Source organism: Pedobacter ginsengiterrae, from assembly GCF_039537385.1.
GTDB classification, from domain to species: domain Bacteria; phylum Bacteroidota; class Bacteroidia; order Sphingobacteriales; family Sphingobacteriaceae; genus Pedobacter; species Pedobacter ginsengiterrae.
In genome coordinates, this window is record NZ_BAABAK010000011.1 from 41846 (window position 1) to 67428 (window position 25583).

The 25583-nt window shown below is 35.8% G+C and carries 19 protein-coding genes; 9 read left to right on the forward strand and 10 right to left on the reverse strand.

Annotated elements, in window-relative coordinates:
* Window positions 1–117 precede the first annotated feature (117 nt).
* The 3 genes from ABD692_RS11595 to ABD692_RS11605 all read left to right on the forward strand — a co-directional run bounded on the left by ABD692_RS11595 (window position 118) and on the right by ABD692_RS11605 (window position 3643).
* Window positions 118–1575 carry an amino acid permease gene (locus ABD692_RS11595; protein ID WP_344767146.1) on the forward strand — a complete coding sequence of 486 codons (1458 nt, stop codon included), beginning with the start codon at window positions 118–120 and terminating at the stop codon, window positions 1573–1575.
* 95 nt (window positions 1576–1670) lie between these two features.
* Window positions 1671–3005 carry a porin gene (locus ABD692_RS11600; protein ID WP_316764900.1) on the forward strand — a complete coding sequence of 445 codons (1335 nt, stop codon included), beginning with the start codon at window positions 1671–1673 and terminating at the stop codon, window positions 3003–3005.
* Between the two features lie 71 nt (window positions 3006–3076).
* Entirely contained in the window at window positions 3077–3643 is a 567-nt protein-coding gene (locus ABD692_RS11605) for a MarC family protein (RefSeq protein WP_316764966.1), read from the forward strand.
* A 411-nt stretch (window positions 3644–4054) separates the two neighbouring features.
* Here the strand turns inward: ABD692_RS11605 and ABD692_RS11610 are convergent, their stop codons facing one another.
* The 5 genes from ABD692_RS11610 to ABD692_RS11630 all read right to left on the reverse strand — a co-directional run bounded on the left by ABD692_RS11610 (window position 4055) and on the right by ABD692_RS11630 (window position 10211).
* Window positions 4055–5215: an RsmB/NOP family class I SAM-dependent RNA methyltransferase gene (locus ABD692_RS11610; RefSeq protein ID WP_316764898.1), complete on the reverse strand. Its 1161-nt coding sequence runs from the start codon at window positions 5213–5215 to the stop codon at window positions 4055–4057.
* An 18-nt stretch (window positions 5216–5233) separates the two neighbouring features.
* Window positions 5234–6451 (reverse strand): ABC transporter substrate-binding protein, encoded by a 1218-nt coding sequence (locus ABD692_RS11615; RefSeq protein WP_344767149.1) that lies wholly within the window; start codon window positions 6449–6451, stop codon window positions 5234–5236.
* 109 nt (window positions 6452–6560) lie between these two features.
* Window positions 6561–8093: a glutamine-hydrolyzing GMP synthase gene (gene guaA, locus ABD692_RS11620; protein ID WP_344767151.1), complete on the reverse strand. Its 1533-nt coding sequence runs from the start codon at window positions 8091–8093 to the stop codon at window positions 6561–6563.
* A gap of 158 nt (window positions 8094–8251) precedes the next feature.
* Complete coding sequence (locus ABD692_RS11625) at window positions 8252–8710, reverse strand: deoxycytidylate deaminase (protein ID WP_344767153.1); 459 nt, start codon at window positions 8708–8710, stop codon at window positions 8252–8254.
* Between the two features lie 64 nt (window positions 8711–8774).
* Window positions 8775–10211: an MFS transporter gene (locus ABD692_RS11630; protein WP_316764891.1), complete on the reverse strand. Its 1437-nt coding sequence runs from the start codon at window positions 10209–10211 to the stop codon at window positions 8775–8777.
* 143 nt (window positions 10212–10354) lie between these two features.
* Between ABD692_RS11630 and ABD692_RS11635 the strand changes: the two genes are divergently transcribed.
* Both ABD692_RS11635 and ABD692_RS11640 read left to right on the forward strand, forming a co-directional pair.
* Window positions 10355–10981, forward strand: coding sequence for a LysE family translocator (locus ABD692_RS11635; protein ID WP_316764889.1), 627 nt, complete (start codon window positions 10355–10357; stop codon window positions 10979–10981).
* A gap of 131 nt (window positions 10982–11112) precedes the next feature.
* Window positions 11113–11379, forward strand: a complete 267-nt coding sequence (locus tag ABD692_RS11640) for a hypothetical protein (RefSeq protein ID WP_344767158.1) — start codon at window positions 11113–11115, stop codon at window positions 11377–11379.
* Window positions 11380–11511: 132 nt separating this feature from the next.
* Here ABD692_RS11640 and ABD692_RS11645 read toward each other — a convergent pair whose 3' ends face one another.
* Window positions 11512–13413, reverse strand: a complete 1902-nt coding sequence (locus tag ABD692_RS11645; protein ID WP_316764885.1) for an amidophosphoribosyltransferase — start codon at window positions 13411–13413, stop codon at window positions 11512–11514.
* Between the two features lie 210 nt (window positions 13414–13623).
* On the opposite strand from ABD692_RS11645, the gene ABD692_RS11650 reads away from it, so the two are divergent.
* Genes ABD692_RS11650 through ABD692_RS11665 form a run of 4 tightly spaced genes read left to right on the forward strand, consistent with a single transcriptional unit; the run spans window position 13624 to window position 20479 of the window.
* The gene (locus ABD692_RS11650) at window positions 13624–16398 is read left to right on the forward strand and encodes a TonB-dependent receptor (RefSeq protein ID WP_344767160.1); all 2775 of its coding nucleotides are present in this window, start codon (window positions 13624–13626) and stop codon (window positions 16396–16398) included.
* A 5-nt stretch (window positions 16399–16403) separates the two neighbouring features.
* On the forward strand, window positions 16404–17726 hold the full coding sequence (locus ABD692_RS11655; RefSeq protein WP_344767162.1) for a DUF4876 domain-containing protein: 1323 nt from the start codon (window positions 16404–16406) through the stop codon (window positions 17724–17726).
* 32 nt (window positions 17727–17758) lie between these two features.
* Window positions 17759–19336 (forward strand): DUF6850 family outer membrane beta-barrel protein, encoded by a 1578-nt coding sequence (locus ABD692_RS11660; RefSeq protein ID WP_344767164.1) that lies wholly within the window; start codon window positions 17759–17761, stop codon window positions 19334–19336.
* A gap of 3 nt (window positions 19337–19339) precedes the next feature.
* Window positions 19340–20479 carry a cytochrome-c peroxidase gene (locus ABD692_RS11665; RefSeq protein ID WP_344767166.1) on the forward strand — a complete coding sequence of 380 codons (1140 nt, stop codon included), beginning with the start codon at window positions 19340–19342 and terminating at the stop codon, window positions 20477–20479.
* A gap of 231 nt (window positions 20480–20710) precedes the next feature.
* On the opposite strand, the gene murI is transcribed toward ABD692_RS11665, so the two are convergent.
* From murI to bamA, 4 genes are all read right to left on the reverse strand, one after another.
* Window positions 20711–21529: a glutamate racemase gene (murI, locus tag ABD692_RS11670; RefSeq protein ID WP_316764872.1), complete on the reverse strand. Its 819-nt coding sequence runs from the start codon at window positions 21527–21529 to the stop codon at window positions 20711–20713.
* Between the two features lie 164 nt (window positions 21530–21693).
* On the reverse strand, window positions 21694–22272 hold the full coding sequence (locus ABD692_RS11675) for an OmpH/Skp family outer membrane protein (RefSeq protein ID WP_316764870.1): 579 nt from the start codon (window positions 22270–22272) through the stop codon (window positions 21694–21696).
* A gap of 59 nt (window positions 22273–22331) precedes the next feature.
* Window positions 22332–22862, reverse strand: coding sequence for an OmpH/Skp family outer membrane protein (locus ABD692_RS11680; protein ID WP_316764867.1), 531 nt, complete (start codon window positions 22860–22862; stop codon window positions 22332–22334).
* Window positions 22863–22964: 102 nt separating this feature from the next.
* Window positions 22965–25511 (reverse strand): outer membrane protein assembly factor BamA, encoded by a 2547-nt coding sequence (gene bamA / locus ABD692_RS11685; protein WP_316764864.1) that lies wholly within the window; start codon window positions 25509–25511, stop codon window positions 22965–22967.
* Between the last annotated feature and the right edge of the window lie 72 nt (window positions 25512–25583).

A 25583-nucleotide genomic window follows, 5' to 3' on the forward strand; every position in this document is an offset into this window, starting at 1 on the left:
ATATAAACAAATGATAAAGGGGGTTTTAACAAAAATCCCTTTTACTATTTCGTAATTTTTAATTAGGTTTACCGCTTATTATCATAAAATCAACAAACACAAAAGACTAAACAACTTATGAATCTTAAAAAGCCCATTGATGTGCTGATAGCAGAGTCTGCTGAAAGTGGTGAGGGTACACTCAAACGTACACTGAGCAGTACGAGTCTCGTAGCTCTAGGTATAGGAGCTATTATTGGCGCAGGTTTATTTTCTTTAACTGGTATTGCCGCAGCTGACCATGCTGGACCTGCCGTAACTTTATCATTTGTATTAGCTGCAGTAGGCTGTGCTTTTGCAGGATTATGTTATGCAGAATTTGCATCTATGATTCCGGTAGCAGGTAGTGCATATACTTACTCTTATGCTACAATGGGTGAGTTTATGGCTTGGGTTATTGGATGGGACTTAGTATTAGAATATGCCTTAGGTGCAGCCACTGTAGGTGTTTCATGGTCGGGATATTTTAATAAATTATTGCATGAATTTGGCTTGGAAATGCCGCTGTACCTCACAAAATCATTTGCAGAAGTTGATGGCGGAGGTATTAATTTTCCAGCGGTAGTAATTGTTTCATTACTTTCATTAATGTTAATACGCGGTACCAAAGAATCTGCAAGTCTTAACAATGTTTTAGTAATTGTTAAGGTTACAGTGGTGATTGTATTTATTGCGCTAGGTTGGAAATTCATTAACCCAGCAAATCATACACCTTATATACCTGCAAACACAGGCGTTAAAGGTGAATTTGGTATTTCTGGTATTGCGGCAGGTGCTGCATTGGTATTCTTTGCTTTCATCGGTTTCGATGCGGTTTCTACGGCAGCACAAGAGGCTAAAAATCCACAAAAAGGAATGCCAATTGGTATATTAGGCTCATTAGTGGTTTGTACAATCTTATACGTTTTGTTTGCACACGTAATGACAGGTTTAGTGCCTTTTACAGTTTTTAAAGGTGATGCTTCTCCTGCCGCTACAGCATTTAAAGTTACAGGATATACCTGGTTGCAAATGGGTTTAATCATCGCAATTTTAGCAGGTTATACTTCAGTAATATTAGTAATGTTAATGGGTCAATCTAGGGTTTTCTATACAATGTCTAAAGATGGGTTATTACCTAAGTTCTTTAGCAGTATCCACTCTAAATTCAGAACGCCATTCAAAACAAACATATTTTTTATGTTCTTTGTGAGCATCTTTGCAGGATTTGTACCAGTTACAGATTTAGGTCACATGGTATCAATTGGTACTCTATTCGCATTCTCATTAGTTTGTATCGGCGTAATGTTGTTACGCAGAACAGATCCAGACAGACACCGTCCTTTTAGAACACCTTGGGTACCTTTTGTACCAATTATGGGTGTAATTGTTTGCGTGTATTTAATGTCTTCACTTCCGTTAGAAGCTTGGATTAGATTAGCCATTTGGATGGCAATTGGTGTAGCCATTTATTTCTTCTATGGAAAAGGAAATTCAGTTCTTAGAAACAAAGGAAAGGTTGTTCAACCAGTTGACCCTCCTAAGCCAGAATTATAATTCTAAAGAAATATCTTTTTTAAAAGCCCCGACAAAATCGGGGCTTTTTTCATATTAAATAATTGTTAATAATTTATCTTTGCAAAAAAGATCAGATGAGTCATCCATTTTCATTGTTAAAAAAATACTTCTTTACCATTATTCTTATCGTGCTGTTTTCAGCCCAGGCGTATTCGCAAAGAACCATTAACGATGTAATGGATTCCACTACAGTTAATCATTTGTTAATTATTTCCAAAAAATATGGTTCACTTTCTTTTAGTGGGTATTTACAGCCTCAATTTCAGGTTGCTCAATCGAATGGTACACAAGCCGAATACCAGGGCGGCAATTTTGGCGAATATACAAGCAATCGCTTTCGACTAAGAAGAGGGCGTTTACGTGCAGATTATATGCTTTTAACGGATGAAGGTGCGCCATCTACCTATTTCGTGCTTCAATTTGACGGGACAGAACAAGGGGTTGCGATCCGCGATTTTTGGGGCCGTTACTATGAGAATAAATGGAAAATACTGGCCGTAACATTCGGTTTATCTGGTCGCCCGTTTGGAAATGAACTGCAATTATCTTCCTCTGTACGAGAAGCGCCAGAACGCGGCAGAATGTCGCAAATTCTAATGAAAACAGAACGTGATTTAGGGGCTACCTTTACCTTAAATCCAAGATGGAAAGATGCTAAACTTAAAAATATTTCATTGGATTTTGGTATTTATAATGGACAGGGATTAGCGGGTTCAGGAGAATTTGATAACAGTAAGGATTTTATTTTTAGGTTAAGCCATAAGCCTTATAAATTTAAAAATATCCCGCTTAGTATAGCAGGAGGAATAAGTACACTTCAAGGCGGCTTAAATCATAGATTACCTGTGAGCTATAGAATGCAGAAAATTAACGATTCATGGCAAATGGTAAAAGACTCTTCCGCTTCAACCATAAATAAGGTTGCACCAAGAAGGTATTATGGTGCTGATGTTCAATTATCAACCAATACAAAAAGCTGGAAATCAGAGTTTCGGGCAGAAGTAGTTTCTGGATTGCAAACGGCCACAGCAACAACTTCAACAACACCTGGATCATATCCTGTAGATAATAAATCGATCGCACTGCCCTATTATACGAGAACCTTTAACGGTGCATATTTTACCTATGTACAAACGCTTAATAGTACAGATAACCAAATCATCTTCAAATACGACTGGTACGATCCAAATTCAAAAGTAAAAGGCATGGATATTTCAGCCGCTCAGCGTTTAACTGCTGCAGATGTAAGATTTGATACTTTTGGATTTGGCTTTTTACATCACTTTAATCCACATTTTAAGGCTGTAGTTTATTATGATATAATTAAAAATGAATCAACGCAGATACCAGATTATACCGCAGACCGAAAAGACAATGTATTTACTTTGAGAACGCAATTCTATTTCTAATAAATTAATAACGTTTTAGAACAAATTGCTATACCTTTGCTTAAAATTGTTACGCTATGAAATTCGATTTTATGAAGTTCGACTTAAGTCAGATTCTATCGACAACGATGGTTCTTTTTGCTATAATCGATATTTTAGGCGCAATTCCAGTAGTAATTGAGTTACGCAGAAAAGCTGGTCATATCGAATCAGAAAAGGCTTCTCTTGTTGCTGCCGGCTTAATGATTTTGTTTCTTTTTGTTGGCGAATCTTTACTTAAAGTAATTGGTTTAGATGTTGAATCTTTTGCAATTGCAGGTTCATTTGTAATTTTCTTTATTGCAATGGAAATGGTTTTAGGACTCACCATTTTCAAGGAAGAAGCTCCGGAAACGGTTTCAATTGTTCCTTTGGCATTCCCCTTAATTGCGGGAGCAGGCACAATGACCACGCTGCTTTCCTTAAAAACAGAATATCATACTCAAAATATCCTGGTCGGGATTATACTTAATATCCTGTTTGTTTACTTCGTTTTAAAAAACACCAACAGACTCGAAAAATTATTTGGAAAATCGGGCCTAAACATTCTTAGAAAAGCCTTCGGTGTAATCCTATTGGCTATAGCCATCAAGCTATTCAGAAATAATACGGGCTTGTAAGTAGCAATATAGCAAGGAAGATGTTGCATGGAGAATGTGTATGTTCTAGTATCGGTTGGTGTCTCACTGACCGAAAAACTAAGATCTATAACAAAACTTCCTATGGTGTCTCACCGACCGAAAAACTAAGATCTATAATAAACCCCAACCATCTAATCTGTATCCTCATTACCTACCTGTTGGTGTCTCACCGACCGAAAAACTAAAAATCCATAACAAAAACATCCTATCGGTTGGTATTTCATCAACCGAAATCTAAAAATCTGTAACAAAAATTGCGTATATTGATCTAAACAATAAAGCTATTATGAAAAGCTTTGAAGAATATACCGTTATTATCGGGGCAATTGCTGTTTTAATTGAAGCAGTAAAATACCTTAAAAAAAACCTCAAATCCTGGTTTGAGCATTCTTAGGTTTTGATTAACCTGGCCACAAACATCGTGTCAGCATTTTCAGTGTAACCTTTTATTAATTCCATCGATTCTAACTCAAGTGGTAAATTAGTTGTAATGTGCTTGATAACTTCTTCGTTTTCGGCAGCAAAAGCCGAGCAGGTAATGTAAATTAAAGGCTTTCCAGGTTTCAAATATTTAACAACATTTTGAACGATGGTTTTCTGAATTACCGAAAACTGATTTATTTTCCGTTCTTCAAAGAAAGTTAACATTTCAGGAGTTCTGCCCCATGTACCTGAACCTGTGCAAGGCGCATCTAGAATAATGCCATCAAACTGGTAGTGATGTAAAATCTGCTCATTGTTCTGCAATAAATCAAGTTCTTTTTTATGGTACTTTTTAATACCAGCCAATCTAAACCGTTCATCGAGATTCATCAGTACACTTTCACGTAAATCACTGACCAACAACTCCACAACAGGCTCTAAACTATGCAGCAACAAAGATTTGCCGCCCGATGCAGCACAACAGTCCCACCATTTATCCCACTTGTTAGGCTTAAAATAACTACCTGTATGCTGAGATGATAAATCTTGTACCTGATAACTTCCCTCGCTTAAAATAGTTTCGAGTTTAGTACCATTTGGTAAGGCTAGTGTGGTATCCGAAATCACATTAACCTCCACATTTTCTGCTTTTAACTTAGCGGTAACTGATGAAGCATTTTCTGCGGAAACCCTGATAAATAAATCAGGTTGCACAAAAAATGATTTGTAGAATTCTGCTTTATCAATACTTTCTGATAAATGGCTATTGAAGGGGTAAACTTCTTCCAACTTAAAATCGGGGTATTTAGCGGAAATTAGTTTTAGCTTTTCAGTTAAAGCAGCTGTTATTTTTTCACTTAAATCAGGCAAGTTTTTCTCAACAATCAGACTTAAAGTATCATGACAAAGAAAATCAGCTACGCTTAAACGCTCTTCATTAGTTAATGGAGAGAGCGCTTTCCCTAATCTAAAAAAACTATATAAATGCCTGGTCGCCCACCTTCTATCTGAAGAGCCCATTTGTTTGTTTTGCTTAAAGTAAGCTGGCAAAAAGCGATGTAAAGGCAAATTTCCATCGTAATTTTGTAAAACCTGTTCAAAAGCCCTGATCTGGTGTTCAACTCTCATGCATTTAATTAATAAATTTTACTCAATAATATTTAAGGCAAAGTTTTTATAGCGCAAAAGCATCAGGCTCGTGTTAATATAGCCATATTGCTCATCATGGATAAAAGTGAAATTATTTTGTAAGCCCTTATATTTCTCTTTAGTTAAATATTCCAGGTAATCTTCGCCATATGAAGCTAACACCTTACCGAAAAAGTAAGCTACATCGAAGCCTTTAAATGCATATTCTCCTGGCTCAAATCCATATCTGCTACGATATTTCTTTACAAAACTGATCACATTCGAACTCTTATAATCAACCTTATAAGATGAACTGATTATGGTATTTAAATCCTGAAGTTTATCGGTTGGATAATTCTGTTTAGACCACAGTGGGTGCCCGAACAAATTAATGTTGTAACCACCAGAGGGTAAATTCTTCAACTTATAAAGCTTTTCGATAGTTGGTAATACAAAAGCCCGATCTGATGAAGTGATTACCACAACATACTGCTTTCCCTTAATCATTCTGGTTTCGAAGGTAAAAGCCGAAGCGTATTCCTGTACAACAAATTTATTGTTGGTTTGCGCCTGGAAGTAACTTCGTAAAGGATTAGCAAACTGTTCGTCTTCCGTTTTCTTCGGGTTAATAATTACAATAACTGTATTCGAAGGATTATAGGTTTTAGCAATATAAGCAGCTATTTTTTTCGAGTGTAAACCAATGTTGCTCACAACCGATATCAGATTTGGGTTATCAAAATCAGAAGGCTGCGAAGCTGCAAGAGGAGAAACAACGGCAACCTTGTTCAACTTGGAATAATTGGCTATGTATTTTAAACCATCGGGAAAAACTGGTCCTACAACTAAGTTGCTCTTTTTAAAATTTTCGTTTTGATAAAGAGAACCGATCCGTGCATTATTATCCTGGGTATCAAAAACATTAAGTTTAAAATTTAATCCAGAAGCAGCAACGGAATCCAAACCCATTTTAAAGCCTTGGTAAAAATCGATAGGCATAGCATATTTTTCTGCTTCAGCCTTACTCATCGATCTTAAATTAACTTCGTTAAGTTTAAATGGAACAAGAAGCGAAACATTAGCTTGAGAGAATTTTTTAATGCCTTTTTTCTCAGCTGTTTTCTCTTTCTCCTCAGTTTTTTTAGTTTCTGTTTTCGGGGTTAATACCTTAGGCGAACAAGCGCCTAAAATCATGGTAATTAATACCAAAAAACAATAATTCTTATTCAATTTCATACCTATCGTTTTTAACAAAATATGCCAGCAAAGTTTATTCCACATTGCCGGCATAATCATTTATTTTATGCAGCCCAGATCGAAAACCCAGGCTTAAAGCTCGAATGAATTATTCCCACTCTATAGTTGCAGGTGGTTTAGAGCTGATATCGTAAACAACTCTGTTAATACCTTTAACTTTATTGATGATTTCGTTAGAAATTTTTGCTAAAACAGGATAAGGCAAGTGACACCAATCTGCAGTCATACCATCTACTGATTCTACAGCACGAAGCGCAATTACGTTCTCATAAGTACGCTCGTCGCCCATTACCCCAACCGACTGTACGGGTAAGAAAATTGAGCCCGCTTGCCAGATTTTATCGTATAATCCAGCGGCTTTTAACTCATGCATGTAAATTGCATCAGCATCTTGTAATATTGCTACCTTTTCTGCGGTAACTTCTCCTAAAATACGAATACCCAAGCCTGGTCCTGGGAAAGGATGACGGCCTAAAATCACATCATCAATTCCTAATGCTTTACCTACTCGGCGAACCTCATCTTTAAATAATGTTTTTAAAGGCTCAATTACTTTCAATTTCATGAAATCGGGCAAACCGCCCACGTTGTGATGCGATTTAATAGTAGCCGAAGGACCATTAACGGATATGGATTCAATCACATCAGGATAAATTGTTCCCTGACCTAACCAGTTTACACCAGTAACCTCGTGTGCTGCATCATCAAAAACTTCAATAAAAACGCGACCAATAGCCTTGCGTTTGAACTCAGGGTCAGTTAAGCCAGCAAGCTGACTTAAGAAACGATCCTTAGCATCAATTCCTTTAATATTTAAACCCATGTGCTTGTATTGCTCCAGCACCTGACTGTATTCGTCTTTACGTAAAAGGCCATTATCAACAAAAATACAGTGTAAATTTGCTCCGATAGCTTTATGTAATAAAACCGCAGCAACACTGCTATCTACACCGCCTGATAAACCTAAAACAACTTTATCATTACCTAAAGTTTCCTTTAATTCGGCAATTGTAGTATCTATAAATGCTGCCGAAGTCCAGTCCTGACTACATCCGCAAATATCAACAAGGAAATTTTCTAAAAGAATTTTACCGTCGGTGCTATGTGTAACCTCTGGGTGAAACTGAATCGCATAAGTATCAGAATCTTTAATATGATAAGCTGCAACTTTAACACTTTCTGTGCTCGCAATTAATTCAGCATTAGCTGGCATTTCAGTAATGGTATCGCCATGGCTCATCCAAACTTGAGAATCGATGTTAATGCCTTTGAATAACTTGTTCTCTTGGTTTACAAAGTTTAAGTTAGCACGTCCGTATTCACGGGTTGAAGAAGCCTGAACATTTCCACCAGATTGTTGAGCAATATATTGCGCACCGTAACAAACCGCCAATAAAGGAAATTTTAAATGGAAATTGCTCAGATCTACCTGAGGCGCATCATCCTGACGAACAGAATAAGGACTGCCTGAAAAGATAACGCCTTTTACGTCAGCGGTATTAATTTCAGGAAGATTGTTGAATGGATATATTTCACAGTAAATATTCAGTTCGCGAACTCTACGGGCAATGAGTTGTGTAAATTGCGAACCAAAATCGACGATAATGATTTTTTCTTGCATCCGCAAAGATAGAGAAAGAAAGGGAATTGTTAAATTGTTTTAATGTTATTTATTCCCAAATTTAAAGTAAGTTACCTGTTATTATTAGCACGCTATCGATGGTTAATCTTCATCCTAATAATTTGACCTTTTAACGATTGAACAATTGATCAGCTAACCTAATCCTCAATCAACTTCACTTCAACCCCAAACTTTCTTAAAAAATCTACTCCTTCATCGCTTGGCAAGCCTTTGTAGGCCGCATAAGATTTAGAATAATAGACCACTTTAATGCCTGATGATAAAATTAATCTGGCACAAGCAATACAAGGAGATAAAGTAGTATATAACGTACAACCCTCTATTTTGGCTCCATTTTTTGATGCATATAGGATGGCGTTTTCTTCTGCATGTAAAGCTAATGAACAACTTCCCTTACTATCTCTCGCACAACCATGCTCTGGCCATTCTTCATCACAATTATGTGTTCCAGCTGGCGGACCATTATAACCGATAGAAATTATGCGGGTATCTTTAGTTAAAACGGCTCCCACGTGCGCACGAACGCAATGAGAACGTTCAGCCAGCTCAGTGGCTAGATTCATAAAAATAGAATCGAAACTTGGTTTATTGGTCATGTATTGAATTAAAAAAGCCACAAAAGCTTACGCTTCTGTGGCTGCAAAAATAGTTTATTATATTTTAATGACCGCCAGAAATTTTTTGGTCAAAACTTATTCCTTGAGATCTTAATATTCCGCTAACTTTCCAAGCGTAAAATGCTAAATAAGCGAAGCAAATAATACCTACTATATAGCTATATTGAATACCCGTAAATTCTGATACGACACCTTGAAGCCAGCTGATGATACCTCCACCCATAATCATCATGATTAAGAAACTACTGCCCTGACTAGTATGCTTACCTAAACCACTTACTGCTAAAGTAAAAATACAAGGCCATAAGGTACTGCAGAACAAACCAACACTTGTAATGGCGTAAACACTAACCATTCCTTTTGTAAGCATACCAATTAATAAAGCTGCAATTCCTATTGCTGAGAAAATTAATAACATTCGTGCAGGGTTACCTTTACTTGCCATATCTGCAGCAATTAAAACTAAAATAATCAAGCCATAAACATAGAATGGAGCCAAATCGTGTTTAGCAATTGCATTTACAGCTAAGAAGATCCCAAATGCTAAATATGGAGCAATAAATCTTAATACTTTTTGAGTACTTACGTTATCGGTAAAAGCTTCAACAGCACCAGTCCATCTACCAATCATCATACTTGCCCAATAAAGCGAAATATATGGTGCAATGTCTTTAATTTCAAATCCAAGGTCTTTTTCCATGTAAGCAGGCAAATTACTTGCCGTAGAAACCTCTACACCTACATAAACAAAAATAGCAATCATACCTAATACCAGTTGTGGGTATTTTAAAGCAGAGCCTTTAACCGATTTATCATCTTCTCCCGAAGCCTCTACTAAAGTAGGTCGATCAGGCAAAGAAGACATTTTTAAGAATACGGCAACTGCTATGAATGCTACACCTAAAATTAGGTAAGGAATTTTAACACTTTCAACGCTTATATCTGTAGTTGCATTTGCCGCAGAACCAAATATGGCAAAACTTACTACTAATGGACCAATTGTTGTTCCGAAGTTATTAATACCGCCAGCTAATGTTAAACGCTGAGAACCTGTTCTTATTGGACCTAAAGCAATCGCTAGTGGATTTGCAACAGTTTGTTGTAGGGAAAAACCTAATGCAACAATAAATAAACCAGAAAGCATTAAAGGAAAAGAATGAAGATTTGCCGCTGGATAAAAAAGTAAAGTTCCAAGGGCAGAAATTACCAAGCCAAGTGCTAATGAATTTTTATAGCCTAACTTATTAACAATATCTTGTTTCATTAAAACAGAAATTCCATTGTAAATTAAAGCTCCAACGGTATATGCAATGTAAAATGCCAATGAAACCAATTGACTTTCTGCTTGTGATAAATCAAAAGCTTTTTTAAATACTGGAATTAAAATATCATTACTGGCGGCCACAAAGCCCCAAAAAAAGAAAACGGTAACTAAGGGTATAAACTGCCCCCACTTCGTTTGTACTTGTTCTTTGCTCATTTTTTAAATTTAGTTTTAGTGGGGCTAAACATAATTAAAAAAAAATTAAAAAACGGTTATTTTATGCAAAGCACCCAACAAAAATAAAGTTGATATGTTTAGCTTTAAATTGCATATTCGCATATTCATAAAACACACAATGCATGTTTGAAGCCATATTGTTGGGTATAGGGGCAGGGATTATTTCATCGTTTTTAACAGGGCCGGTTTTTTTTGCAATGATAAAAACCAGCATCGAGAGAGGCTTCAAAGCAGGCTTTTCTTTAGCCGTAGGTGTAATTATTAGTGATATTGTTTTAATTGCTTTAGTACTATTCGGTAGTCAGTTTTTTGATTATAAAGCAAGTTTTGATAAATACGTTGGTCTTATCGGCGGTGTATTTCTACTCGCCGTTGGCGTGTATTACCTCGTTTCTAAAATCACGGTTAATTACGATAGTTCTACACTAAAAAAAGTAAGTAAGCGAGGTTACGTTTTAAAAGGCTTTTTAATGTGCATTCTTACACCATCAACCCTTATGTTCTGGATTATTGTAAGCGGCATAATTTCGGTTAAGCTTAACAATATGTTAAACGAAAAGTTGGTTTGTTTTTTCATTGCAATGGCTACCCAGCTCTCTATAGATGGCGCCAAAAGCTTTTACTCGAGTAAACTCCGTTACAAAATCAAAGAAGATTCATTAAAAAAACTGAATAAAATAGCTGGCGTTATTATCGTTTTCTTCGCGATATGGTTATTGTACAAAACGTACATTCAGTTTTACGCTTAAGAAAAATAAGGTTGATATTATATTTGGTAGAATTAACTCGAAATTTTCAAAACTTTTAGAGCAAGAAGGTGTTATTTACTATTATTAATCATACGGTTTTTCTGTATTTTTGATAAATTAATCATTCTCCTATGAAAAGCGAATTTATCTATATCCCCTTCAATAACTCAAATGAAAACTATATTGAAGAGATGGCCAATCTTTCAAGCAATTTATTTCATGTAAGTACGGATGTTAGTTCCGACAAGAAATCTTTGCAAATAGAATCAGAAAATCAAAATCTAGTATCAGTCATGGTCAATCCAGTTTATGCGATTATTACTAAAGTAATTGAAAGCGATCTGGCGAATGAAATCTATGAAATGATCACCGCTAACACAAAGAAGTTCTGCAACTAGTTTTCCTAATGCAATATCGTCAACCGGTATCGGCAAGCGATCTCTTCATTAGTAATATTTAAAAAATAAGCACAAAAAAATAGCTCATATAAAAATATGAGCTATTTGTATTTTATTTAGAATTAAAGCTTTTTAATAAGCTCTTTGATTATTTCCTTCTTTCCAGTTAACAAAAGCTTTGTTTACAACCTTGTTACCACCAGGCGTTGGATAGTTACCAGAGAAATACCAGTCGCCCTTGTTTTTCGGACAAGCAATATGTAAATTCTCTAAACTTTGGTAAATCACCTCAACTTCTGCTACAGTACCTTTAGGTGTAATAATCTGCGCAATCTTAGCCGAAATTTCTTCAGGTGTAAAAGGTTTGTAGATTTCTTTTACATGGTTAACAATTTCTTCCTTTGGAAGGAATAACGAAGCTTTACATTTTGCATAAACATCTTCAATAACCTGCCACATACCCCTTTCAGTTAGCAACTGAATTGCGGCGTCGAAAGCTACAAACTGCCCCATTCTACTCATATCAATACCGTAACAATCAGGGTAACGAATTTGAGGTGCCGAAGAAACGATAATAATTTTCTTGGGATGAAGGCGATCTACTATCTTAATAATACTTTGTTTTAATGTAGTTCCACGAACAATCGAATCATCAAGTGCAACCAAAGTATCCTGGTGGTTATTGATAATTCCGTATGTCGTATCATAAACATGTGCAACCATTTCTCCACGATCTGCATCCTGGGTAATGAAAGTACGAAGTTTAACATCTTTAACAGCTAGTTTCTCTACTCTTGGCGCCATAGAAAGTAATTCATCAAGCTCGGTATCGCTTAATTGTTCTTTTCTATGTAAAAGTGTATCTTTTTGATGGTTACGAACATATTGCTGAACCCCATCTACCATACCAAAAAAGGCCACCTCTGCCGTGTTGGGTATAAACGAAAATACGGTATTCTTTAAATCATGACCAACAGCATTAAGCACCTGGTTGCACAATAAACGACCTAATTGCTTGCGCTCGCGGTAGATTTCTACATCGCTTCCTTTAGAGAAATAAATACGTTCAAATGAACAAGATAATCGCTCGGTAGGCTCACGAAACTGCTCCATGCTCACCTCACCATTTTTCTTGATGATTAAGGCATGACCAGGATCAATTTCCTTTACATCTTTAAACTGAATATTAAATGCAGTTTGTAATGCAGGTCTTTCTGATGCCGCCACAACAATTTCATCGTCGTAGTAATAATAAGCTGGGCGAATGCCTGCAGGATCACGCATGATGAAAGAATCACCATTACCAACCATACCACAAATCGAATATCCACCATCCCATGTTTTAGCCGAGCGACGAAGAATGTTTGCAATATCTAAATTATCAGAAATCTTATGCGTGATGGCTACGTTATCGTGTCCTTCTTTTTTATACTGATCAAAAAGGTCTTGATTTTCATCATCTAAAAAGTGACCAATTTTTTCTAATACCGTTACGGTATCAGCTTTTTCTTTCGGATGCTGTCCCAACTCATACAATTGCTCTAATAACTCATCAACGTTAGTCATGTTAAAGTTACCTGCAATAACCAGATTACGGGTCATCCAGTTGTTTTGCCTTAAAAAAGGATGGCAGTTTTCGATACTGTTTTTACCATGTGTACCATAACGCAAATGGCCCATTAACACCTCGCCGATAAAGCTAACGTTGTTTTTGAGCCATTCTGTATCCTGCATTAATTCAGGTGTGTTTTCTTGAATATCAACGAATTTGCCTTGAACATATTCGAAGATATCTGCTACCGCATTCGAAGCCATGCTCCGGTATCGGCTTATATACCTACTGCCAGGTTTCATATCTAACTTAATGGTTGCAATACCTGCGCCATCCTGGCCTCGGTTATGCTGTTTTTCCATTAAAAGATATAATTTATTAAGGCCGTAAAGTGCTGTACCGTATTTCTGCTGGTAGTAAGAAAGTGGTTTTAACAGGCGAATAAAAGCGATTCCGCATTCGTGTTTTATCTGATCACTCATTGTGTGGGTTTGAAGCCGCAAAGTTATCCTTTTAAACCATAGCTACCTAAACAAAAATGTTTTCTTTTGTCACAAGTAGGTTAATTTGAAATAAACTCAAAATGAAGCTATTGTAAACTTGAACCTATAGTATTATCTAGAATCTTTCTAAATAATTTGGAAGGTAAGTGTAATTTATACACCTTTGCGCTAAATTAGAATCAGTCTAAATTGAAGAAACTATACATTTCATTATTATTAGTTTTGATTTGTTTCGCCGGGATGGCGCAAATTCGGAACGTGGTCACTGGAAAACTGGTCGACCCTCAAAATAAGCCATTAGAGCTTGTAAATATTAAGGTTATAGAAACCAATCAGTATGCAATAACCGATAAATCAGGTGTTTTCAGGATAAATGGTTCAGAAATCAATAGTATTTTGACGCTGGAATTCTCCTATATCGGTTACCAGAAATTGAGAGTTCCTGCCACAATAAAAGCTGGAGAAACCAATCTTGGAAACATCGGCTTAAAAGTATTGGATTTGAGTTTAGAGAACATTGATATCAATGCCAAGAGAAATTATACTGGACAAAGCAACTCTTCTTTGGTAATCAATCGGGATCTAATTGAGCAAATACCAGCATTGAGTGTGAATGATTTATTAAATCAGATTCCAAACAGGAAAATTACACCTCCATCATTACAGAACATTCAAAATTTAACACTTCGTTCTGCATTTGAGCCTACCACGTCTGGTAGAGATGCGTTTACACTAAATAATTCATTTGGTGTGGCCATTATTGTTGATGGAAATAACATTAGCAACAATGCGAATATGCAAGGCTACAATCCTGGTTTAAGAGGTTTAGGCGCTACAAGTATTAGCAGCAACAGCTATGGTTTAACAGGAACCTCATCTACCAGCTCTTATAGCGGAGATTTTGCTTATGGAGGTACCGATTTAAGGCAGATACCAGTTGATAACATTGAAAGTATTGAAGTTATTGCAGGTGTAGCTTCTGTTAAATATGGAGACCTTTCTGATGGAGCGGTTATTATCGAAAGGCAAGCAGGTAAATCTCCTGCGTATGTTCGTATGCAAATAAGAGATAATGCGACATCATATAGTTTCTCTAAGGGCTTTGCATTAAGTCCAAAATTAGGAAGTTTTAACGTAGGCCTTAATTATGTAGATTCTTATGCCGACAATAGGGATAAAATTAAAGCTTATAAACGAATCAATACTAGTGCAATGTGGACTAATAGTTTTGGTCGTGATAATAGATTGAAAAATACATTGAGCTTTGATTATGGTAGAAATTTAGATGGCATTAAAAAGGATGATGACGATCCTACCAGTAGAATAGTAAGCTTTAACAGTTGGAATATGAGCGTTAGTAATCGTTCGAATTATAGACTAAGTGGTTCTTTCTTAAAAAATATTGGTTTAAACTTAAGATATGGCGAATCTCATCAGCGAAGCTATACGGAACAATTTGTTAATAGTCCTTACATTTTATATAGTAATGCAACAGAAACGGGCTTGGTTAGCGGAATTTACGATAAGGGTATTTACACCGCAGTAAGCGATGTAGACGGCAGACCAATTACGGCTTCAGCACTACTCGATTTTAGTGCTGAGTACAAAACAGGTAATCTAAATCATTACCTTAATTTTGGCGCAAGCTTTTCTTACGCAGCAAATAAGGGGTTAGGAAGACTTTCTGATCCAGCGAGGTCCAGAATAGGCTTCAATACTACAGGAAACAGTTTATCCAGCGGTCCATCAGAGCGTTATTATGATTTTGCCCTGGCCTACGCACAGAAAGATTTTGGCTTATATGCCGAAGATGTATTTAGCTTAAAAGTAGGTGGTCGGGATTTAAACTTCAGAGGTGGATTAAGATTAGATGGCCAGAATGGGTTTGTAACTCTATCTCCACGTACCAATATCAACTATCAGTTAACGGATGATTTTAGGTTTGGATTTGCCTATGGTTTATCTGTAAAATCGCCAGGTTTAGGACAAAGATACCCTGGTCCAACATTTGTTGATGTTCCACTTATTAATGCTTATAACGGAAATGCTAATGAAAGTGCGAGTATTTTCTACGTCCGCAGATATGATCCAGATGGCAGCAAATTAAAATCATCAAAAGGGCAAACTTTTGAACTTTCAGGTCTATATAAAATAACAGATTATCAATTATCATTCTCTGTGTTTCATAAACTAAATACACAGGGCTATAATACCGTGATTGAAAGAGAGATAGTTACACTCCCTCAATATTCCTCTACTTTAGTTCCAGGAAGCCAACCATTAATTACACAAAATGGAACAAAAAGATTTTTACTTACACATAATGAGTTCAACAACGATTTAAGGTCAAACAACCAGGGTTTTGATGTGATTCTTAATACGCCCAAATATGAGGCAATTTCTACATCTTTTAGTGTTAGTGGTGGTTTATTCAGATCGAGTTATCAGGAAACCGGACCAAGAGCGGCAGGACCAACTGCTGAAGATACAACTTCCCCAGATTACCCAATAACTGGTCTTTATGCGCCACGTAAAAAGACAACTTATTTTAGCTCAGGAAGAGTTACCTCATCAACCCACATTCCTGCAATAAGTTTAATTGTACAACTTACGGCCGAATTTAGCTTCTTAAACAAAACGATTTATAATCAAAATGATGGTGTTCCTTTTGCCTACTATACCAGGGATATACAATATGTTGAAATAACAAATCCAGATCCTAACAGTAAGGTATATGGTCATTTATTCATTCCACTAAATGAATTAACAACCGATAATCAGTATAGAATTTATTCCAATTATCACCTTAGCTTAGCAAAGGAAATAAAAAAACGATTCAAGTTTGCTTTCAACGCCTATAATTTTTTGAATTATCAGCCACGATATCAAAAGCCCAACAGCAACACGGTAAATGCTCCAAATGGTGCGCCAACATTTGGTATCGAATTATCTTTAAAACTTTAACAACGATGAAAAAAATTGCATTACTAGTAATTATAGGATTAATGTTTGGTTGTAAAAAAAACAATCAACCCGATGTATTACCAACAGATTTGAATGTAAAAGTAACTTTCGATCTTGCAAACAGTGGTTATACCTTTCCTATATCAAATATCACTGTTAGAATAAAAAGCTTAACATCTGGCAGATTTCTATCTATAGCTACCAACGATAAAGGTTTAGGGAAATTTAATAATTTACCCGCAGGAAGATATGATGTTGATGTAAGTTATACAGTTTCAGCTGCCGATTACACTTCAATCACAGGAATCATTACCACAAAGCCCGTTACATTTAATGCTGCCGAAAAAAATAAATTGGTTAATAAAGATAATTCTGCTGAACTAACATTGAACCTAAAAGCAGGTGTTATTGGTACTTGGTTAGTAAAACAAGTGTATTATGCTGGTTCAGACAGAACGCTAGGTGCGCTATACAGAGATCAGTTTATTGAAATTTACAACAACACAAACGAAATTATGTATGCCGACAGCCTATACATCACCGAAATTTGGGGCAGACAAAGTTCAACAAACACTACCTATAATTTACAAGCAAATGGTCAATACGATTGGTCTAAATCTTTAAACATGATTAGCACCAATGGTGATCCAAATACCGATTTTATTTATGCAAAAACACTTTGTATGATTCCAGGCAATGGAAAAACCCATCCCGTAAACCCAGGTGAAAGTATAGTGTTAGCTCAAACGGCTTTAAACCATAAATCTCCATTTGTTGGAACAGATGGTGTAACCATTTCGGTCCGTAGTCCTGAACTTACAGTTGATTTAAGCAAAGCCGATTTTGAAGCCTATTACGGATCTTTTTTAACAAAACCTCTGGATTCTGATATTGATAACCCTCTTGTTCCAAATGTTGAAATATTATCTTACACGGGTACGGATATGATTTTAGATAATACAGGTCGAACTGGTATTGCTATTTTCAAAGTAGATGGAACACAAATTGTTAAAAACTGGCCAATGTACAACGAGCCCAGTAAAACAACACCCTCTTCTACTGCTCGCAAATATTACCAAATTCCATCCAAGTATATTATCGATGCTATGGAAATTCAGCCAAATGTAGCTTCAGCAAGATTACCGAAAAAACTAGGGGCAGATTTAGACGCTGGTTTTGCTTTTGTTCCTAAAGGAGCATACACTTCCCAATCGGTGATTCGCAAAACAGAAAAAGTAGAAAATGGCAGAGTTATACTTAAAGATTCAAATAATTCGACTGAAGATTTTGACTTCTTAGATATTGCTTTACCTCGGGCTTTTAAATAAAATAACCAACAAACACGCACTATTATAAATACATGAGAAAACTCATCATATCATTATTGTTATTGTCAACAATCTCTCGGCTTAATGCACAAACTAAAGATGATAGTTCACAAAATCAATCTTTATTAAGCAAGAGCTATTCAATAGATTCAGCTTTGACACAACTCTACCGATTTGCTAAAAATAATCCATTATTTATGGAAACAATGATGCCAAACAAATTCAATAACCTTACGGTAAAATACAATTTAGATAAAGGTCATTATATTCCAGTGCAGGGAGCATCTAAAACACAGGGCATATCATTATTTAGTGAGGCTAAAACTACTTTAGAAAAATTTCATCTATACGGTGCATTCACTTATCAAAGAACAACTGAAGATAGTACCCGTTGGGCGCACCAAACAAGACAAGCAGGTTATGTACCTTATTATTTTGGCTCACAAAAAAACAATCATTACGAGCGCTCAATTTATAAAATTAATGCAGCCGTGAGCCGAAAAATGATTGGCAATAATCTTCCTGTTTCACTTGGGCTGGATTATCGGATTGGAAATCATTTTAGCAATAACGATCCACGAGGAGATATTAAAGATTTTCAGTTAAATCTTAACCCTGCAGTTGGTTATAATATTTCTAAAACAATTTTAATTGGCGTAGGCTACCAATATGGATATGGCAGAGAACAAACAAAAATAGGATACAAAAATAGTACATATACAGAAAATACGGTAGCCCCAATTTATATCAATTATTTAATGACAGGTTACAGCGGAGCGCAACAGGTTCAACAAACAAATTTGCTTAATTACGATAATAATCAAGATCGCCAGTTTGCTAAAATATTTGCCAACTACACATTAAATTCTAACAGCAGTATCGCTTTAACATTGAAAAAAGGCAAAGAATCACAGCTTTTTAAACGAAACATATCAGATGCGGTAGGATATAATAAGTTTATGACTTACAGTATTAAAACCTCATCCGCAGATTTAATTTGGTACAAAAATATTGGCAAAAATGAACTTAATGTTGCCATTAACTATAATTATGATGAAGGCTGGGCTTATGACAATGCACTTGCTGGTATTAATTACATTAATGATATTGAAAACTATGGTTTGAAATTAAATTACACAGCAAAAGGAAAAGATGGACTAATCAACAACATAATTTTTGGCGTTCAAAGTACCGACGACATTAAAAAAGACGGAAATTATTTGGTTGACATTGCTTACCGAAGAATTAATTTTAATGCAGGTTGGGGATTAAATAAACAGTTGGGTAAAAACCGAAGTTTTGGCGCTGATTTTAATGCTAGATATAGCTTAAAAGCTTCATCACATATTATTGCTCCATTAGAAAATGAAAATATTTTCTACAACTATGTCATGTATCCCGATTATCAATTTAACGCCTCTAACAATTATAGTTTAGGATTATCGGCCGATTACGCTTTCCCTTCATATAAAGGAATACAGACTTCGGTAAAAATATCAGGCAGTTATACGCAACGGGTTGGTAATTATATAGATTTACAAAGAACCATATTTAACACGTCTGGAAAAGACCGTTTTTCTTCCAATATCAGCCTAAATCTGTATTTTTAACCCATGAATAAAGTTTTTATTGCGCTTGCTCTAATCCTCACAGGATTAATTTTATTTTCATTTCAATCTTCAAATTTTAATAATGATGATGACTTGAGCATAGATAGCTTGCGTAAAGTTTATTCGAAACCAACCAGCGAATGGCCCAAACCAACGGTTGATCAAGGTGCCGTTTTTGAAGAGTTGGGCGAGCTACCTCCTACCCCTGTTGATGTAAAAAATGATTCCGTTAAAAAGGTAATCGAACTTGGAAAAATCTTATTTTTCGATCCCCGTTTATCAGGCTCAAATCAAATTTCTTGCTCAAGTTGCCATGCACCAGATTTGCATTGGGCAGATGGTCGCCAGGTTTCTATCGGTCACGATCACTTAGCAAATATCCGCAATGCGCCATCCTTAGAAAATGTTTGGTTCTACAAAAAGCTGTTTTGGGATGGTAGAGCAAATAGTTTAGAAGAACAAGGCGAAAGTCCGATAGGTGCGCATAACGAAATGCATCAGGATACAAAAGCGCTAGCCAAAAAATTAAGTAAAATTAAAGGCTACAAGCCATATTTTACCGATGCCTTTGGCGATGCAAAAATTACAAATCAAAAGATTTTTGAAAGTCTTGCAACCTTTCAACGTAGCATAGTAAGCAGAAGAACTGCATTCGATCGTTTTCTGGCAAAAGATAAAAAAGCCTTAACCGATCAGCAAATTGTAGGCTTGCATTTATTTAGAACAAAAGCACGTTGTATAAATTGTCACAGCGGTCCGCTTTTTACCGATAACGAATTTCATAATGATGGGTTAACTTACTATGGTCGTAAGTACGAAGATTTGGGCCTTTACAACGTTACTAAGAAACCAGAAGATGTGGGTAAGTTTAAAACACCAGGATTAAGAAATGTAATGAAAACAGCCCCATGGTTTCATAACGGGTTGTTTCCAGATATGGATGGCGTGATGAATATGTACAATATGGGTATGCCAGTGCAAAGGGTTAAACCAGAGCAACTGAATGATCCTCTGTTACCCAAAAACGATAAGCTTTTAAAAGGCTTAAGATTAAGCAATGCCGAGAAAGATGCATTAGTTTCATTTTTAGAAGCATTGTCTTCTCCAACCGTTCTAATAAGAGTAGAAACTCTTCCACAGTAAACCCGAATTTATCGTCAGGCTGAATTTATTTCAGCATCTTAATAGAAATGGATAAGTGTGAAATAATTTCAGGTTTAAGGCATAAGCTTTAAGTAAGAGGAAATTGCTTACTAAGTAAAAGTTTGGAACGTTTAACACTTCCCAGATAACCGCATACCTATTGCATACATAGGGCATGCCTAAGGCATGATGATTGCATTTTAAGGCATATGTTATGCAAGCATACAAATATTACATTTTGGCCGATTTCAAATCCTCACCAAAAAAGATGGAAGCATGTTCATCAAATGCTTTGGTATCGCCACTGGTATAAAAAGATTTTCTACCTGTTCTTGCCAGTTTTACTTCAATCTCAGGGTGTCTTTCTAAATAATTAACCAAACTACCAGCAACAATTTCACCCTGTGTTAAAATGCTTATATAATCAGGAAAAGTAGTTTTTAGTTTTGGTAATAACAAAGGATAATGTGTACAGGCTAATAAAACACAATCAATATCATTGGCCTGTGCCAGTAATGAATCGCAATATTCTTTAACAAAAAAATCTGCACCCGTTTGAAGGTGTTCATTATTTTCGATTAAGGGTACCCACATTGGGCATGCCTGCTGGTGAACCTCTATTTCGGGAAAAAATTTATTAATCTCTAACAAATAAGATTTGGAGTTAACGGTTCCTCTTGTACCCATAACCCCCACCTGCTTACTCGTTGTGTAATTACCAATAACTTCTGCTGTCGGCCTGATTACGCCAAGCACCCGATGATTTGGATATTTTGAAGGCAAATCCTTTTGCTGAATGGTTCTTAAGGCTTTAGCTGATGCCGTGTTACACGCCAATATAACAAGCTCGCAACCGCTTGCAAAAAGCCACTCCACACATTCTAAAGTATATTGATAAATGGTTTCAAAAGAATGATCACCGTAGGGAGAACGGGCATTATCACCTAAATAAATATAATCGTATTGAGGTAACTTCTCTGCAATAGAGCGAAAAACCGTCAATCCTCCATATCCTGAATCGAAAATACCTATTGGTGATGATTGTTGCATAGCGTAATCTTTTGCTAATTATTTCGTGCTGAATTGTTAGCAATTAAACAATGTAGCAATTTATTTCCAAGATAAATCTTTCAAACAAAAAAGCGGAATTAAGTTGAACTTAATTCCGCAGTATTTTAATGAGCTAAAAAAAGCTTTCGCTTTAAGTGCTTAAATTATTTTTTAGGAGCTGCTGGTTTTGCTGCAGTAGCAGTAATACCTAATTTAGTTTTTACTGCACCTGTGATATCGTCACCACCTTCCCAGAAAACTAAGTTGTTACCACCTTGTCCGTTAGCAATATCAAAAACGTATGCTAAACCTTTTTCTTTTGCAATTGCAGAAATAGCTGTAGCTACTTTACCTTGAATTGGCTGAAACAACTCACCTTGTTTAGTACCTAAATCTTGTTGAGCTTTAGTCTGTGCATCACCAATACGTTTTTGTAAATCTTGTAATTCAGTTGCTGCTGTTTGTAATTCTTTATCAACAGTTTCTTTATTTGCTTCGCTACGCGTTTTTTCTTTAGCTTGTGCTGCTGTTAATTTAGATTGATATTCTTTAATCATCACATCTATTTCAGCTTGTTTAGTTTTACTTAAATTTTCTAAAGTAGTTTGTGCGGTCTTAGATTCAGGTAAGTTTGCAAATACCTCTTCAGAATTTACGTGACCAATCTTTTGCTGTGCATTTGCCATATTCGCTGTAAACAATAAACCTGCTGCTACAAAGAATACGTTAATTAACTTTCTCATGTTTTATTTTACTTTTTATTTTTTTTAATTGTTTTTCCTAATTCAAAGGGGCGAATATACTAATTATTTACAGTCCCTGGTTTGTAACCTAATTTTACGATAACATCATTACTAACATCGTAACTGCTGCTTGCATAAATCATCATGGTAGCTTCACTACTTTTATCAAAAATGAAATCAAGGTATTTCGCTTTTGCAATCTGTTTAATCACATCTGCTACTTTTTCCTGGATAGGTTTGATCAGTTTAGTTCTGCTTTGGAAAAGATCTCCGTCTGGACCAAATTTCTGACGTTGAAATTCTTTAGCAGCTTTTTCTTTCTCGATGATTTCATTTTCACGACGTTTACGCATATCATCAGTTAACAAAACCTGGTCAGCCTGATAAGCTTTATACATCCTGTCGATTTCACCAAAGTTTTGATCAACCTGTTGTTGCCATTGTTTAGAAGCTACTTCTAACTGGCTTAATGCAGATTTATATTCGGGCATGTGCTTTAGAATATACTCTGTATCTACATAAGCAAACTTTTGGGCAAAAGCGCCAAAAGTTGTGCAAAGTAAAAATGCGATAAAAAGGTACTTTTTCATTTGTGTGTGTATTTAATGATTAGTTCTAATAACCTAAGCTTTTTATAAACTCAACTTACTTTGTTTTATTGCATAATTAATTATTTTTTTAATCATAAACAATTAAAATCCGCCTAATTGTTGTGCAATACTAAAGTGGAACTGGCCTTTATTTGCATCTGGTAAACCAGGAATTGCATCGAAACCATAACCATAATCAATACCCAGTAAACCAAATATTGGTAAGAAGATACGTGCACCAACACCAACCGATCTTCTGATATTAAAAGGGTTGAAGTCGTTAAATCTATCCCAGGTGTTACCACCTTCAGCAAATGCTAAAATAAAGGCGGTAGCTTGCTGACTTTTAATTACTGGATAACGTGCCTCTAAAACATATTTAGTGTAAATCGGGCTACCTGATGTTTGCGCCTGATTAGCATTTGCGCCTACAGGAATAACGGTATTATTCGCGTAACCACGCATCGCGATTAATTCAGAACCTTGTAAGAAATCAAATCCTTGCATACCATCACCACCTAATTTAAATCTTTCGAATGGCGATTGGCCAACACCGCTGTTGTACGAACCTAAGAAACCGAATTGTGCCTGAGCTTTAATTACAAACTGCCCGCCAACACGTTGGTACCATTGAGAATCGAACTTCCACTTGTGGTACTCTGTAAATCTATATCTCGTTTTATCAGAAGCTGTAGCATAATTCACATTGTTAAATAATGAATATGGTGGTGTTGCCTGAATGGTAAAACGCAAGAATGAACCTGATGTTGGATAAATTGGCGAATCCCTTGAATCACGGCTAATCTCTTGTGATAAGTTAAAGTTATATGAAGTACCAGTAGAGAATTTAAATCCTGGGTAATTTTGAAGAATATACTGTTGGAAACTTAAAGAGTGACTTAACTGGAAATAGTTATCTGGCCAGTTTAATCTTCTACCCAAACTTACTGTTACCCCATTTAAACGGATTTTGTAATAATTAGGATTACTAGAATCGCCAATACCACTCGATTGTAATGAAGTAAATGCACTTACACCAAAGCTTACTGGTTTCTCACCACCAAACCAAGGTTGAGAGAAAGAGAAACTATACGATTGGTAATATTTACCATTGGTTTGACCACGTAAACTTAATTTTTGTCCATCACCTTTTGGAAGTGGTTTATAAGCTTTAAGGTTAAATAAATTTCTTAAAGAGAAGTTATTAAAGGTTAAACCTAATGTACCGATAATACGGCCACCACCAAAACCACCCGATAACTCAATCTGATCAGAAGGTTTTTCTTCTACAGCATACTCAATATCTACTGTTCCATCTGCAGGGTTCGGACGAGGGGTTGGTACTGTTTTTTGTTCGTCAAAGTTACCTAAAGCACCAATCTCACGAACGGTACGAATTAAATCACTTTTGTTAAATTTCTGTCCTGGCTTGGTACGAATCTCACGTAAAACTACCTTATCATTAGTAATGGTATTTCCTTTTAAGGTAATACGGTTGTTGGTGTACTGCGGACCTTCATAAATGCGCATCTCTACATCAACAGTATCATTATAAATTTTAGTTTGAACTGGATCAATATTGAAAGTTAAATAACCATTATCAGTATATAAACTGTTAATATCGCCACCATTTTCGCCACCACCATTTATTTTTTTATCTAATTTATCCTCACTAAAAACATCACCTTTTTCGATACTTAAAACTTTATTTAAGATATCAGTGCTGTAAATTGCATTTCCAGCCCAGGTAATTTTACCGAAGTAATATTTTTTACCTTCATAGATATCCATTTTAATATTAACCTTTTTACGGTTATATTGATAAATGCTATCCTTTAAAAGTTCTGCATCGCGGTAACCCTTTTCATGCAGTTTGGCAATCATTTTAATTTTATTCTCTTCGTATTTTTCCTTACTGAATTTACCAGATCCCCAAAAACGCCACCAGGCAAACTGCTTCGGATTTTTAAGGTACTTTCTTAACTTAGCAGCTTTGAAATCCTTATTTCCAGTAAAATCAATGTGCTGAACTTTAACACGATGTCCTTTATCAATATTCGCCTCTAAAACCACACTGTTTTCAGAGTTTGGATCTTTACGCGTTGTGTAATTTATTTTAGTGAAGAAATAACCTTTATCTAAAAGGTATTTTTTTACAATTGCAGAAGTTGTGTTGTATAAGTTATCGTTAACGATTTTACCTGTTTTATCATTCAGCTTTTCTTGAATAGCTGTTTTTTCCGATTTACGAACACCTTTTAAATCAATTGAGCTTAAACGAGGACGTTCAACAACTTCAATTTCAAAATAAACGGTATCCTGAACAAATTTTTCGATATTTAATTTAACATCATCAAACAATCCTTGTGCCCAAAGTGTCTTAATAGCATCAGCGGTTGCTTCGCCTGGTAAAACAACTTTATCACCTTTTGCTAATTTGGATAAAGTAATTAATACCTCTTTATCCAGGTATTCAGTACCAGTAATTTTTGTACCACCAATGATAAATTCCTTTGGACTAAAATAATCGAGATCTAAGCCACCAACCTTCAATGAAGGGGTTGCCGGAGCCTGACCTTGTGGACGTATTTGAGCAAAGGCCGGAGCGGCTAAAACTAATAGGATTAAAACTTGAAATATTCTTTTCATTAAAATAATTTGTTCAGTAATGGCCACGAAGGTAACAATGTTTTACAAAGCAAAATTGCTTTATTTCCCATA